This window comes from Halobacillus aidingensis (genome assembly GCF_900104185.1).
GTDB classification, from domain to species: domain Bacteria; phylum Bacillota; class Bacilli; order Bacillales; family Halobacillaceae; genus Halobacillus; species Halobacillus aidingensis.
Genome location: NZ_FNIZ01000022.1, coordinates 56,165 through 70,173, shown reverse-complemented (window position 1 = coordinate 70,173; position 14,009 = coordinate 56,165). Strand labels below are relative to the sequence as shown.

General features: G+C 41.5%; 19 protein-coding genes. 11 read left to right on the top strand and 8 right to left on the bottom strand.

Annotated features, from left to right (window positions below; translation table 11 throughout):
* Positions 1-276: 276 nt before the first annotated feature.
* The 3 genes from BLS23_RS17520 to BLS23_RS17510 all read left to right on the top strand — a co-directional run bounded on the left by BLS23_RS17520 (position 277) and on the right by BLS23_RS17510 (position 1,980).
* Complete coding sequence (locus BLS23_RS17520; protein ID WP_167356114.1) at positions 277-978, top strand: YrrS family protein; 702 nt, start codon at positions 277-279, stop codon at positions 976-978.
* Positions 979-994: 16 nt separating this feature from the next.
* Positions 995-1,687 carry a 5'-methylthioadenosine/S-adenosylhomocysteine nucleosidase gene (mtnN, locus tag BLS23_RS17515; protein WP_089654344.1) on the top strand — a complete coding sequence of 231 codons (693 nt, stop codon included), beginning with the start codon at positions 995-997 and terminating at the stop codon, positions 1,685-1,687.
* 65 nt (positions 1,688-1,752) lie between these two features.
* A complete protein-coding gene (locus tag BLS23_RS17510) occupies positions 1,753-1,980 on the top strand; it encodes a YrhC family protein (RefSeq protein ID WP_089654343.1) in 228 nt (75 codons plus the stop codon).
* 44 nt (positions 1,981-2,024) lie between these two features.
* On the opposite strand, the gene sigK is transcribed toward BLS23_RS17510, so the two are convergent.
* From sigK to sda, 8 genes are all read right to left on the bottom strand, one after another.
* Positions 2,025-2,738 (bottom strand): RNA polymerase sporulation sigma factor SigK, encoded by a 714-nt coding sequence (gene sigK, locus BLS23_RS17505; RefSeq protein WP_089654342.1) that lies wholly within the window; start codon positions 2,736-2,738, stop codon positions 2,025-2,027.
* Between the two features lie 138 nt (positions 2,739-2,876).
* Positions 2,877-3,263, bottom strand: coding sequence for a monovalent cation/H(+) antiporter subunit G (gene mnhG, locus BLS23_RS17500; RefSeq protein ID WP_089654341.1), 387 nt, complete (start codon positions 3,261-3,263; stop codon positions 2,877-2,879).
* Complete coding sequence (locus BLS23_RS17495) at positions 3,244-3,555, bottom strand: Na(+)/H(+) antiporter subunit F1 (RefSeq protein WP_089654340.1); 312 nt, start codon at positions 3,553-3,555, stop codon at positions 3,244-3,246. Before BLS23_RS17495 ends, mnhG begins: the two co-directional genes overlap by 20 nt.
* Complete coding sequence (locus tag BLS23_RS17490; RefSeq protein WP_089654339.1) at positions 3,556-4,032, bottom strand: Na+/H+ antiporter subunit E; 477 nt, start codon at positions 4,030-4,032, stop codon at positions 3,556-3,558.
* A gap of 6 nt (positions 4,033-4,038) precedes the next feature.
* A complete protein-coding gene (locus tag BLS23_RS17485; RefSeq protein ID WP_089654338.1) occupies positions 4,039-5,523 on the bottom strand; it encodes a Na+/H+ antiporter subunit D in 1,485 nt (494 codons plus the stop codon).
* Complete coding sequence (locus tag BLS23_RS17480) at positions 5,516-5,854, bottom strand: Na(+)/H(+) antiporter subunit C (RefSeq protein ID WP_089654337.1); 339 nt, start codon at positions 5,852-5,854, stop codon at positions 5,516-5,518. Before BLS23_RS17480 ends, BLS23_RS17485 begins: the two co-directional genes overlap by 8 nt.
* Positions 5,855-5,857: 3 nt before the next feature.
* Positions 5,858-8,194, bottom strand: a complete 2,337-nt coding sequence (locus BLS23_RS17475) for a Na+/H+ antiporter subunit A (RefSeq protein WP_089654336.1) — start codon at positions 8,192-8,194, stop codon at positions 5,858-5,860.
* Positions 8,195-8,472: 278 nt separating this feature from the next.
* Positions 8,473-8,625 (bottom strand): sporulation histidine kinase inhibitor Sda, encoded by a 153-nt coding sequence (gene sda / locus BLS23_RS17470; protein ID WP_089654350.1) that lies wholly within the window; start codon positions 8,623-8,625, stop codon positions 8,473-8,475.
* A 338-nt stretch (positions 8,626-8,963) separates the two neighbouring features.
* On the opposite strand from sda, the gene BLS23_RS17465 reads away from it, so the two are divergent.
* The 8 genes from BLS23_RS17465 to BLS23_RS17430 are packed head-to-tail and all read left to right on the top strand — an operon-like array spanning position 8,964 to position 13,989.
* On the top strand, positions 8,964-9,488 hold the full coding sequence (locus BLS23_RS17465) for a YqeG family HAD IIIA-type phosphatase (RefSeq protein WP_089654335.1): 525 nt from the start codon (positions 8,964-8,966) through the stop codon (positions 9,486-9,488).
* Positions 9,488-10,588, top strand: a complete 1,101-nt coding sequence (gene yqeH, locus BLS23_RS17460) for a ribosome biogenesis GTPase YqeH (protein ID WP_089654334.1) — start codon at positions 9,488-9,490, stop codon at positions 10,586-10,588. The genes BLS23_RS17465 and yqeH overlap by 1 nt, the downstream gene beginning before the upstream one ends.
* Before the next feature lie 11 nt (positions 10,589-10,599).
* On the top strand, positions 10,600-11,436 hold the full coding sequence (gene aroE / locus BLS23_RS17455) for a shikimate dehydrogenase (protein WP_089654333.1): 837 nt from the start codon (positions 10,600-10,602) through the stop codon (positions 11,434-11,436).
* Position 11,437: 1 nt separating this feature from the next.
* Positions 11,438-11,728 (top strand): ribosome assembly RNA-binding protein YhbY, encoded by a 291-nt coding sequence (gene yhbY, locus BLS23_RS17450; protein ID WP_089654332.1) that lies wholly within the window; start codon positions 11,438-11,440, stop codon positions 11,726-11,728.
* 12 nt (positions 11,729-11,740) lie between these two features.
* Positions 11,741-12,313 (top strand): nicotinate-nucleotide adenylyltransferase, encoded by a 573-nt coding sequence (locus tag BLS23_RS17445; protein ID WP_089654331.1) that lies wholly within the window; start codon positions 11,741-11,743, stop codon positions 12,311-12,313.
* Complete coding sequence (gene yqeK / locus BLS23_RS17440) at positions 12,297-12,857, top strand: bis(5'-nucleosyl)-tetraphosphatase (symmetrical) YqeK (RefSeq protein ID WP_089654330.1); 561 nt, start codon at positions 12,297-12,299, stop codon at positions 12,855-12,857. Before BLS23_RS17445 ends, yqeK begins: the two co-directional genes overlap by 17 nt.
* A gap of 45 nt (positions 12,858-12,902) precedes the next feature.
* Positions 12,903-13,256 carry a ribosome silencing factor gene (gene rsfS / locus BLS23_RS17435; RefSeq protein ID WP_089654329.1) on the top strand — a complete coding sequence of 118 codons (354 nt, stop codon included), beginning with the start codon at positions 12,903-12,905 and terminating at the stop codon, positions 13,254-13,256.
* A 16-nt stretch (positions 13,257-13,272) separates the two neighbouring features.
* Positions 13,273-13,989 carry a class I SAM-dependent DNA methyltransferase gene (locus BLS23_RS17430; protein WP_244157267.1) on the top strand — a complete coding sequence of 239 codons (717 nt, stop codon included), beginning with the start codon at positions 13,273-13,275 and terminating at the stop codon, positions 13,987-13,989.
* The last annotated feature ends 20 nt before the right edge of the window (positions 13,990-14,009 follow it).

Sequence of the window (14,009 nt, the reverse complement as noted above, 5' to 3'; positions counted from 1 at the left end):
CGAGACTCCCGTGGGAGAAGGAGATAGGCGAGATCCCGCAGGACGCAGTCCGAGGAAGCTCGGCGCTCCCCCACAGGAAAGCGAGTAGCTTCCCAAACACCCCTGACTCAAAATACGGCAAACGAACCCGGTTATCTCGAAACTGAGTATTCAAGAAAGGGGAGCTATAGTGAGGTTTGGAATATAGCCCGGGAAATGAGATAGGAAAAAGAAAGCATTGGTAACAGTCAAAACTTCATGTATAATAAACGGCGAGTAAAAAGGAGGCAGAAAATTATGTCGAACAAACAATCCCCGTATTCTCGCTCAGGCCGTTATGAGAAAAAGCGTCGTGGTACGAAGATGTTGACTTGGCTTGTAGGGGCAGGCAGTGTTTTCATGTTGTTGCTCATTGGATTGTTGGTCTTCGGTGGAGAGGACCAAAAAGGACAAGCACAAGATACAGAAAGTCAAGAGGTCACAAAGGAAGATCAAGGTCAGAATGAGGATTCTCAGGCGGAAGCCGATGAGAACACTGATAAAAACGATAAGGACGAAAAAGATAAAAGTGGTGAAGATACAGAGGAAGAATCAAATAAACAACAGGTTTCCATTGAAAAATTCGAAGAGCTGAAGCCGATCGAAGACGAAAAAGGGCTGAAAATAGAAAAAAGTGATGACCCTAATGTAGAACGTGTGATCACAAAGGACTGGCCGGTTATTCCGACAGAAATGGAAACGAATGGTGAACACGGGATCACTTATCAATCAGGTACTCAGGACTATAACGAGTTGAAACAAGCGATCAGAAGCGCTGTCGGCCTTTCTGAGGACAATATCATTTATTGGGATGTAAGTAATAGAGGTCACCCTCAAAAAGCTAAGGCAACGGTCTCTGACAAAAATAAGACAGGATATCTCAGGGTACACATTGACTGGATTGATGGCCAAGGTTATAAACCAGTGAGACTTGAGGTCTTAAAAAATAAAAACGGTTGAGAGAGGAAGTTCGGTTATGGCAATTGGAATTATTGGAGCTATGGATGAAGAAGTTGAATTATTAAAAGCAAATATGGATGTAGCGTCAGAGAAAGAGGTTGCGGACAGTCTTTTTGTTGATGGCCTATTACATGGGAAAGAAGTCGTTCTTTTAAAGTCGGGCATTGGTAAAGTCAATGCAGCTATGGCTACGACTATTCTTCATGAACAATACGAAATTGATGCCGTCATCAATACAGGATCAGCCGGCGGTTTTGCCAAAGACCTTGAAGTTGGAGATGTGGTCATATCTTCCTTAGTGACACACCATGATGTCGATGTGACAGCTTTTAAGTATAAATATGGTCAAGTCCCAGGAATGCCTGACATGTATGCTGCGGATGAAAACCTTGTTAAACAAGCGATGGATGCAGTTGAGAAGACAGATGCTAAAGCAGCGAAAGGCATCATCGCTACCGGAGATTCCTTTATGCAAGAGGAAGCGAAGGTGGATTTTGTGAGAGGTAAGTTTCCTGAAATGATTGCAGCAGAGATGGAAGCCGCTGCGATTGCCCAGGTTTGTTATAAGTATGGAACACCATTTGTTGTCATTCGAGCGTTGTCCGATATTGCTGGTAAGGAATCGTCAATTTCGTTTGATCAATTCTTACCGAAAGCTGCCGAAAATGCAGCCGTCATGATCATGGAAATGGTTAAGAATTACGAATGACAATCATTTCCACCGATACTATGATTCTCATATGTTACGATTTTCATAGTAGGAGGTGGACCGTTTTGGATACTTCCCAATGGTTAAAGAAAAAAGTAATGGATTATAAGCGGTTCGTGATGACACTTTTAATCATGAGCACGTATCTTTATATTGGTACATTGATCAGCCTCTATGAATATGCTACAAAAGCCTATTTGTTTTTGTATCCTGTCATTGGTACAGCCCTTTTGACAGCATTCATCATGACTTTGAAAATCAGAAAATGGAAACGACAACTCGTAGAGGACTGAATGAAACAGCCACTCCATTCTTATAAGATGGTAGTGGCTGTTTTTTATCCATTTTTCCCTTGTTTACTCTGCTTATAGAACTCATGAAAGATCTTCATTAATGCTCGCTTTTCGATTCTTGATACATAACTTCTCGATATACCCAGCTCTTTGGCTATTTCCCGCTGCGTTTTCTCTTCTGTCTGATTCAGTCCATATCGGAAGATAATCACTTCTTTTTCCCGCTCATCTAATACAGTGATGAAATCTTTGATCTTTTCCAATTCCATATGAAGTTGGATTTCCTCGACAATATCCGTTACATCCGCCTGTAGAATATCAAGAAGGTTCAATTCGTTCCCTTCTTTATCATGGCCGATCGGATCTTGCAACGAAATGTCTTTGCTCATTTTTTTCGTTGACCTGAGGTGCATGAGAATTTCGTTCTCAATGCAGCGTGCGGCATAGGTAGCAAGTTTCGTCCCTTTTCCTGTCGAATAACTTTCAATACCTTTGATCAAACCGATCGTCCCTATAGAGATAAGGTCTTCAAAGTCCTCTTTCGTGTTTTCAAACTTTTTCACAATGTGTGCGACAAGTCGTAAATTGTGCTCAATCAGTTTGTTCCTGGCTTCATGACTCCCTTCTGCCATCAATTGGAGCTGTTTGGCTTCTTCTTCTGGAGGCAGGGGGTTCGGGAAAGCCTGGTTTTTTACATAAGACATGAAGAAGAGAGACTCTTTGAAAAAATAAAGGATGGAAGCGATGAGACTGCTCATAGGACGCACCTCCTCAAGGATTAGGCGAATGCCTACAACATACTTATGTCCTTGAGAAGTCGTCTGTGCTTGTCTGTGGTTAAAAATAATGTTCATAAACGTAAAAAAATGCCCCCATGAGAATGGAGGCATGTCGTATTATGAATCTGGTGCTTGTCGCTTCTGCTCTTCTTTTAAGACTTCTGCGTATTCATCCTTTACACTCTTTTCCCAAAGAGGCACGCCAGCACGGTAGGCAGCTCTTGATATCATATGTCCGGAGACAGGGGCTGTCAACAAGACGAAGAATATTCCAAGAAGCAGTTTACCACTTACGATGTCATGTTCTACGTAGTGAAATAGAAAAGCGCCGATCATAATTCCGGCCACTCCAAGGGTCGAGCTTTTTGTCGCCGCATGAAGCCGTGTGTACACATCAGGAAAACGCAAGATCCCTATGGAACCAGAGATAAGGAAAAAGGCACCAATCAATAGAGACAGACATATAGTGATGTCAAAAATTAAATTAATCCATGTCCCGCTCAATGATAACACCCTTTTCTAAGAATTTCGCCAATGCGACCGTACCGATGAAGAGTAGTATACCAATCAGTAGGACGACGTCATTAAACCTTGTCGTTACGAGCAGGACGGCGATTAGTCCAGCTAAGGCCATTAGATTTATTCCAATGATATCAAGCGCAACCGCCCGGTCCGGATTTGTCGGTCCGAGAATTGCGCGATACAAAAGGAGGATCACGGAGATAGCTACAGCTACAACAGCAATGGTAGCTGATATTTGTATCAATGTTTGTGTCACATTAAGGATGTCTTCCATTTAACGGGTCACCTCCATGATACGCTTTTCAAATGAATTTTTAATTTCGCTAACAGATTCCTGAACATCCGGCATATCCATCGCATGGATAAAGATCTTCGTATGATCTTCACTTACTACGACAGATAAGGTCCCGGGAGTTAATGAAATCAAGTTTGCGAGAAGAGTGATTTCAAAGTTTGTTTTTACATCAATCGGAAGTGCGAATATCCCTGGCTGCATGTCCATTTTTGGCTTGTAGACATGCTTGACGATGTCGATGTTTGATAAGAAAAGCTCTCGTATAAATAAAAGAATGAGAAGGAAAAACTTCCACGCCCGTTTCATATAGAATGAATCTGGTACAAAACGCTGCAGGACGAAGAGGAGTATGATTCCTAAGATATAACCGACAAAAAAGGTTGTGAAATTATATGTTTCACTCAGGAACATCCACATCATAGCGATGATGATGTTCAGTACGATTTGTAAAGGCATCAGCTTCTACTCCTTTAACACAGAATCAATATAGAGTTCTGGATCCATCATGTATTGAGAGATGGTTTCTATTGTCGGGAAGAACCATTCAGCACCTACACCGAGGAGAATGGAAACCGTAAGCAGTCCCGCAGCAGGAAGCGCCATTCGTTTTCCTCTTTTCTCTCGCTCCGGAACAGGAATATCCATCTTTTCTCCCCAAAATCCTCTGATGAAAATCCGGATCATCGAGAATAGAATCAGTAGACTTGAAATGAGAGCGGTGATGACGATGAAAATTTCCTCTTCGCCTAACCCGCCGCGTAATAATAATAGTTTACCGATAAAACCACTGAATGGTGGTATTCCTGCCAATACCAAGGATGCTAGAAACATAAGCCATCCGAGAACGGGATAATGGTGAATCAATCCACCCATTTTACGGAGATCCGATGTCCCCGCTACATAAGCAGTGGCCCCCACCAGGATGAAGAGTGCTCCTTTGATTACCATATCATGAACAAGATAATAAATGGTCCCGCTTATCGAAACCTCTGTGAAGACACCTATCCCCATAAGCATGAAACCTACAGCCGGGATAATATTATACGCGACAATCAGCTTGATATTGTTCGTTGAAAGAGCGCCAACAACACCAAAAATCATCGTCAATGCTGCTAAGTAGATGAACAGGGTATGTGTCAATGCGACCTCGTGATTAAAGATCAGTGTGAACGTCCGCAAGATCGAATAAACCCCTACTTTAGTTAACAAGGCCCCGAATAAAGCGGATACGACCGGATTTGGAGATATATAAGGTCGTGGCAGCCAATAATAAAGAGGGAACACAGCCGCTTTTGTTGCAAAAACAAAGAAGAACAAAATGGCTATTGTCGTTAAAATCCCCTGCTGGTCCACTTCCTGAACACGTTGAGCAGCTTGAGCCATGTTGACTGTTCCTACAACCGAATAAAGGAAAGCTATGGTCGTTACGAACAACATGGAAGAAAATAAGTTGATCAATACATATTTAATCGATTCCCTAAGTTGTGCCTTACCATTCCCAAGCACGATCAAACCGTAGGAAGCCATCAAAAGTACTTCGAAAAATACGAAAAGGTTGAATAAATCACCGGTTAAAAATGCACCGCTCACTCCCGAGATCAACATGAAGAAGAAAGTATAGAAGTAAAAGGACTCTTCTTTTTCTGATAAGGATTGAGGTGCAAAGAAAACACTGGCCACCGCAATGATGTTTGTCGTCAGAACCAAAGTTATTGCAAGTAGATCAGCGACAAGTACGATGCCGAAGGGTGCCTCCCAGCTCCCCATTTCAAGGACGATGTTCCCGTTGTCTCTCACTTGAATGAAAATCAACCCGACAACGAGGAGATTAATAATCGCAAAAGCTTTGGATAAATTTCGAACTAATTTTGTTTTTTTGTGTATGAAAGCTAAGAAGATGCCTGCTAATAAAGGCAGCAGAATAGGCAATACAGCTAAGTTACTCATAATCGTTACCCCTTAATTGCTCCATATTATCAGTGCCGTTAATTTTTGCAGCACGATAAGCTAATACAAGTAGTAGGCTAGTAACACCGAAACTTATGACGATTGAAGTCAAAATCAATGCTTGCGGAAGCGGATCCGTGTAATTTTCTACTCCCTCTGTCAGTACTGGCGGTGCTCCTGTTTTCAACTCTCCCATTGTCAGGATGAAAAGGTGGGCCCCATGAGATATGAGGCCTGTCCCAATGATAATTCGTAACAATTGCTTTTGAAGGAGGTTGTAGACACCCATCGTGAAGAGAATGCCGGCTAGAACGGCCATAATAATTTCCATGTATTATTCCTCCTCCTTGTTCTTTCTAAAACGGATCAATCCGTAAATGGCCATGGCGGCAATTCCAAGTACGACAATTTCAAACAAGGTATCCAATCCACGAAAGTCAACAAGGATGACGTTTACAATATTGTCTCCGCCGCCGAGCTTGTAAGAATTGTCTGTAAAGTAATTAGAAATAGACTCAAAGAACTTACTACTGTGAGAAGAAATGGCCACCATCGTCATTAACGCACCGAAACCGATAGATATGACGAGGTTAAGCACCTTCGTACTTACAGGTTCGTCTTTTTTTCGTAGCTTCGGTAAATGATAAAAGACAAGCAGGAACAAAGCGACGGTTACTGTTTCTATAATTAACTGAGTAAGAGCTAGGTCAGGTGCTCGGTATAATACGAAAAGCATCGACAATCCATAACCTACAACACCTAAAATGAGGATTGCGGCTATTCGATTATTGGTAAGAGCGGTACCTATAGCTGCTATGACCATCGTAACGGCGACAAGTATTTCAGGAGCCGTAATTTCCGCTACAGTAGAAGTATCCACTGTAAATCCACCAGTCATCGCCATAAAGGCAAATGAAATGACGATAATGGCTGCTAAAATGAGTCGGACGTATCGTCCGAGAGAACCATTCATATATCCTTTTGTGATTGTAGTTGAATATCGTTCTACTCGATCAACGGTACCGTCATAAACTTTGTTCATACTTAGAACTCCGGGCACAATGTTGTACACGGGCGCCCATACTTTTCTAGAAAGGGCTAAGATACTTCCAAATACGAGAACTGTAAGGGACATAATGAATGGTGGAATAAATCCATGCCAGAAGTATATGTCCTTCTCTTCTAACCCGACCCCTTTGACAGCTTCAGCCGCATGGGCAATGAAGGGCTCATTGATCAAACTCGGGAACAAGCCAATGACGACCACACCAGCTACTAGAACAATCGGTGAAATGAGCATACCGATGGGAGCTTCATGCGGTTTTTTAGGCAGTTCATTCAAGTGTGATTGACCACGAAATGTTCCGAAGAAAAAGTACATGGAATATACGAAGGTAAATATACTACCGAAAACAGCTAAGTAAGGCACGCTCGTTTGTAGTATTCCAGCAATGCCGGAACTCGCGGCTTCCAAATGCAACGAAGATTCAAAGAACATTTCTTTACTATAGAACCCGTTTAAGAAGGGTAGGGGTACCCCAGCCATCGAGAACGAGGCAAATAATGCAAGTGTGGCTGTCATAGGCATAAATGTCATCAATCCGCCAAGTTTACGGATGTCCCTTGTTCCAGCTTCATGGTCTACAATGCCGGCAACCATAAATAGACTACCTTTGAACGTAGCATGGTTAAGAATATGGAAAACAGCACCAAAGATTGCTGCTTTTGTACCGAATCCGAGCATAGCCATTATCATTCCAAGCTGACTGATTGTGGAGAAAGCTAGAATTCCTTTCAAGTCTGTTTGTCTTACAGCCATATAAGAACCCCAGCATAATGTGACAATCCCTGCAATCGACACAATGATAAAGAACCATTCATTTGCGGAAAGCATTGGGGAATAGCGGGCAACCAGATAGATGCCGGCTTTCACCATTGTAGCCGAGTGTAAATAAGCGCTGACTGGAGTCGGAGCTTCCATAGCATCCGGCAGCCAGATATGGAACGGAAATTGAGCAGACTTTGTAAAAGCACCGAGTAATAATAAAATCAAAATCAATGGAAAATATTCATTGTTAAGAATCAACTGTTGCTGATCAATCATTCCTCGTATACTTGAAGTGTTTGTCAATACACTCATAAAGATTAGAGCACCCAATAAGCTTAATCCACCAAAAACAGTGATGAGCATCGATTTTAATGCACCGTATCTTGATTCTTTCTTATAGTTCCAAAATCCGATCAATAAGAAAGAAGATAGGGAAGTGAATTCCCAAAAGCTGTACAGGGCAAATACGTTATCAGATAATACAACTCCCAGCATAGAGCCCATAAATATGAGAAAGTACACATAAAAATGTCCCAGTTGCTCCGATTTATGTAGGTAAAAAACCGAATAGAAGGCAACTAGGGCGCCGATTCCGCTGATTAATAGAACAAAAAGTAAACTCAGACCATCCAGATGAAAGACCATATTCATGTCCAGGGATGGGATCCACGAGTACTCATGGACGACTGGTTCGAAACCAGTACCTAAAAAGCGGGCAAAATAAATAAAAATCAACACAGGTACAATTGTAACGAAGAATCCTGTGTGAATCTTTTCTTTCCATTTACTTAACAATGGGATAAAGATAGCAATGATAAAGGGCAATAATACAGCCACCAACATGTGGTATGTTCCTCCTTTGACGTAACTTTCCTCTATTTTTAATTGGATTTTGGATGTTCGTAACAATGTGTTCACTCAATTGTAATCAAAAAAAGGTTCATTATTCAACTGTAGCATACCGGGGATATGCGGCGATAGGCTTTAATTAGTCTGTCCTTATAAATAAGAAGGAAGACATCATTTAACAAAATAAAAAAAGTCATAAAAAAACTCGTCCTTTGTTGAATGGACGAGCGTTTCTCAAATAGAAAGTCATTTTTTGTCATAAAGTGTAAAATTCAGCCTACATGTGAAATATGCTTATCTAAAAGGTGCTGGATGGATCGCGCGTTTATTTCTCGTTTGATTTGTTCTATAAACTCATCTGAAAGATTGAGTTCAATGGCTTTGTGGTAAGATTGTATTAGTAGGGAATCCGATAATTGCTTCATGCCGCTGTCACACATGTGACAGTCACCTCCCGCTTAATTTGAATCACTGAACGTCTCAATTTTTAATGTATTCTTACCTTATCACGACCCTTATTTCGCCACAATATGGAAGTTATCTACATAAAATTGTAGATAACTTTTTGAAAAAAGAGGTTTACATGAGTGATAACAAAGAAGTTACTGTGTGGAATATGTGCATAAACTTATCCACAACCTAATTTTGTCGGGATTTGTCGAACGATTTTTGTTCTTATTATAAGTCTTTTTGAAACATGCTTCGATTTTGTATATGATGGTGAAGGAGATTTTGCCGTTGTATGAGGAGATGAACTGTATAGATGTTAAAAAACTTTTTACCAGATGAACATGTGCCGAGCGTTTTTGATATCGACCCGGACCAATTAAAAGATAAAGGAATTAAAGGTGTCATCACCGATTTAGATAATACCCTTGTCGCCTGGGATGAACCTGATGCCACGGAAGACATTAAAGGATGGTTCAAGAAAATGAGTGATCATGGCATCCAGGTGACTATTGCGTCTAACAATAATGAAGCCCGGGTTAAGCTCTTCTCGGAACCATTGGATACGACTTTCATCCATAGTGCAAGGAAGCCATTATCGAAGGCTTTCAAGAAAGCACAGAAACAGATGAAGCTTAAAAAGGATGAAGTTGCCGTGATCGGTGATCAACTGCTGACAGATGTCCTTGGTGGAAATTCCGCTGGCTTTCATACAATCTTGGTTGTTCCTATAGTAGAAACCGATGGGTTTATTACAAAATTCAACAGAAAGATTGAAAGACGAATATTAAATTGGATGCGAAGAAAAGGGAAAATTACATGGCAGAGGAGAGATCAGTGATGGCTGAAATACAATGTCAAGGATGCGGAGCCGTCATTCAAACGACAAACCCAGAAGAAGCAGGCTATGCACCTGCGTCAGCACTAGAAAGAGAAGACATCATTTGTAAGAGATGCTTCCGTTTAAAACACTATAATGAAGTGCAGGATGTTCCATTTCAAGATGATGACTTCCTGGAGATGTTGAACCAAATCAGTGATACAAAAGGTCTGGTTGTTCAGCTAGTAGATATCTTCGATTTCAATGGAAGTTTTATATCAGGATTGAAGCGTCTGACTGGAAACAATCCTGTCATTCTTGTGGGTAACAAAATGGACGTACTTCCAAAGTCAGTGAACCACGGGAAAGTTAAACATTGGTTAAAACGTTCAGCTAAAGAGAATGGTTTAGAGGTTGAAGATGTGTACTTAATCTCAGCTGAGAAAAATCAAGGGATCCAGCAATTATCCCAAGCCATCGATCAATACCGTGAAGATGGAGATGTATATGTGGTTGGTACGACGAATGTTGGGAAATCAACATTTATCAACACCCTTATTTCAAATACATCTGGCGTTAAGGACGCCATTACTACATCGTATTTCCCTGGTACAACTTTAGGGTTTATTGATATTCCTCTAGATGAAAAAAGCTCCCTGTACGATACACCCGGGGTTATCCAACGTCATCAGATGGCTCACTACGTATCCGATAAGGATTTAAAGCTTATTACACCCCGTAAAGAAGTCAAGCCGAAAGTGTATCAGTTGAATGAAGAGCAGACGCTTTTTGTAGGCGGGCTCGCTCGACTTGATTTTGAAGCAGGTGAACGGAGTTCTTTTGTATGCCACTTCTCTAATGAATTGACTATCCATCGAACAAAATTGGAAAAAGCAGACGAACTGTATAAAAATCATGTGGGAGAATTATTATCACCACCAGATCAAGATACAATTGAGAAGCTTCCACAGTTAAAAGGTCACACGTTAAAAATCAAAGAAGACAAAACGGATATCGTCTTTTCTGGACTAGGTTGGGTGACTGTACCAGAAGGGGGCATCACGGTTACGGCACACGTACCAGAGGGAGTGAAGGTGTCCTTAAGAGAGTCACTCATATAGGAGGGGATCACTTGTATAAACTAGGGTTGATCGGCCACCCGATTGGTCATTCCATGTCTCCATGGATACATGAAAAACTTATGGAACAACAGGGGATTGAAGGGAAATACGAACTGTTGGAAATTCAACCGGATGAGTTCGGAGAAAAAGTCAATTTATTGAAAGAAAAAGGCCTGGATGGTTTCAATGTGACTGTGCCCTATAAAGAGAAAATCATCCCATACCTTGATGGTCTGGATGAAAGCGCTCGGCACTTGGGCGCTGTGAACACTGTTCATCACACCGATCAAGGTTGGATCGGATATAATACCGACGGCAGGGGGTTTGTCCACTCTCTGAAGAATCGCTTCCCGGATATTTTTCATAATAATGCAAAAGCCCTTTTGTTAGGAAGCGGAGGGGCGGCAAGAGGGATATTCGAAGCTCTAACAAGATCTAATATCGCTCGTGTAGATATAGCGAATCGTACAATAAAGAGAGCAGAGGACCTCATTCAGGATATTCCTTCAAAGGCGTACTCTAGTCCCCTGACACTTGAACAGGCGAAAAATACCCTTATGGATTATGATTTAATTGTTCAAACGACGACGGTCGGGATGAACCCTGATCATGACAAAATGATCGTATCACTTGATCACTTGACAAAAGGGACTGTTGTAAGCGATATTGTTTACCGTCCTATGAAAACGAAATTCTTAAACGAAGCGGAAAAAAGGGGAGCGCGTCTCCATTTTGGACATGAAATGCTGTTGCAGCAAGCGGTTTATGCCTTTCAAATATGGACAGACACTGAACCTGAATCTTCGCTCTTGCTCAATGAATTCGAACAGAAATTGAAAGGGGTATAGAATGTTAACAAGTAAACAGAAGAAGCATTTACGAGCGGCTTCCCATAATATACAGCCGATTTTTCAAGTAGGGAAAGCCGGTGTGAATGAAAATATGACGAAACAAATTGATGAAGCCCTCGAAAAAAGGGAACTGATAAAAGTAAGCATTTTACAAAACTGCTTTGAAGATAATCATGTCGTTGCGGATGAGATTGTTGAAGCAACAGATGCTCATATTGTCCAGGTGATCGGAAATACGATCATTCTTTATAAAGAGTCTAAAGAGAATAAACAAATCGAATTACCATAAAGGGGAAGGTCAATGAAAAAAGTTGGAATTCTTGGCGGTACGTTCGACCCTATTCACCAAGGTCATTTAATTATGGGTGAGTTTTCCCGTGAGGCCATGGACCTTGATGAAGTATGGTTCATGCCTTCCTATATCCCCCCTCATAAGCAGGAGTCTTCAACTAAGCCTGAAACACGACTTGCCATGGTGCGTACAGCGATCAAGGAAAATCCGCACTTCCGCATTTGTGATATTGAATTAGTCCGGAAGGGAACATCGTTCACGGTTGATACCATGACTGATTTGGTGGAGCAATTTCCTGACTATCAGTTCTTCTTTATCATTGGAGGGGACATGGTTGAGCATTTACCGAAATGGCACCGGGTTGAAGACCTTTCGAAAATGGTCCAATTTGTTGGGGTTGAAAGGCCTGGGTATGGGTGGAATGATGAAATTCCTGTCCATTTTGTTGATATTCCCTCAGTCGATGTATCTTCCACGATGATACGCGAACGTATTTCACAAAGGAGAAGCGTTCTGTATTTACTGCCGGAAGTTGTGGATTCTTTTATAAAGGAGCATCATCTGTATGAAAATAAGTCGTGAGGAGGCACTTGAATATGTGCGTCCTGCCTTGAAAACCTCCAGATACGAACACACAGTGAGAGTAACAGACCAGGCGGTTGAACTTGCTGAGCGGTTTCATGCAAATGTTAAAAAGGCGGAACTGGCAGCTGCATTCCATGATTATGCGAAGTATAAACCTGTAAAGCTCATGGAACGTTGGATTGAGAGTGACCGTCGACTGCCTAAGGCTCTATTGGATTATCATCATGAGTTGTGGCATGGACCAGTAGGGGCGTTGATGCTTGAACAAGAAGTCGGGCTTACAGATGGTGAAATCATTTCTGCCATCAGCTGCCACACAACAGGAAAAAAACACATGTCCACGTTGGATAAAGTAGTGTTTTTAGCTGATTATATAGAACCCGGGCGTGAGTTTCCTGGAGTAGATCAAGTACGGAATAAAGCAGAAGAAAATTTGGATGAAGCATGTGCCTTAGCTTTGAAAAATACAATCATTTTTCTTATTGGTAAGGAAAGGACCGTTTATCCGGACACGTTTCATGCATATAATGACTTAATATGATCAATAGATCATGGAAAAGATAGAGATGAAATAGGGAGGAAACCCATGGAAAGTAAAGAATTGGTAAATTTAGCAGCACAAGCGTGCGATGAAAAAAGAGCACAGGATATCGTTGTTTTAGATATGTCAGAAGTTTCTTTAATCGCGGACTATTTTCTAATCTGTGAAGGGTCCAATGAACGCCAAGTGCAAGCCATTGCGAGGGAATTGAAAAATCAAGCAGAAGAAAATGGGATAGAAGTGAAGCGAATGGAAGGGTTTGAGCAAGCCCGCTGGGTACTTGTCGACCTTAATGATATCGTTTGCCACATCTTCCATAAAGATGAACGCCATTACTACAATTTGGAAAGACTATGGGGCGATGCAGACACAGTCGCTGTAGAAGGATTAGAAAACTAATATGAGCTACGGGGATATGGCGCGTGTATACGATCTCCTTATGCAGGATGCACCCTACGATCAATGGGTGGATTTTACGAAGGAAATACTTCAACAGTACCGTCCAGAAGGTCAAAAAATACTTGATGTAGGTTGTGGAACAGGGGAGATCACCCATCGCCTCCATAATGAAGGTTATCATATGACGGGGATCGATTTGTCATCTGATATGTTGGCCGTCGCGCAACAGAAAAATCCTCGGGCTGCAATCGAATGGATTCAACAGGATATGACTTCATTAGAAGGTTTAGCTGATTACGACTGTGTCATCAGTTACTGTGATGTTTTCAACTATTTAACAGATGAACAGAAGGTACAGCAAGCGTTCCGTTCGATTTATCAATCCCTTGCTAACGGGGGAGTATTTATGTTTGATGTGCACTCTATAGATCATATTCGTAATGATCTCAGTGGTGCAACATTTGCTGAAGTCCGTGATGATCTATCTTTCATTTGGTTCTGTGATTCCGGAGAGCTGGAAAATAGCCTTGTACATGATTTAACATTCTTTGTAGAAGATGATGATAAATATCAACGCTTTGATGAAATTCATGAACAGCGAGGGTATGATCATAAAGCTTTGCAATCCTGGCTCACCCAATCAGGTTTCAAAGTCCAAGGAGTCTTTTCGGATTTTAGTGAGACGCCTTCCATTGAAGGAGAACGTTGGTTGTTTGTCTGTACAAAAGGATAGAAGTTATGAAAGAGTCCGTA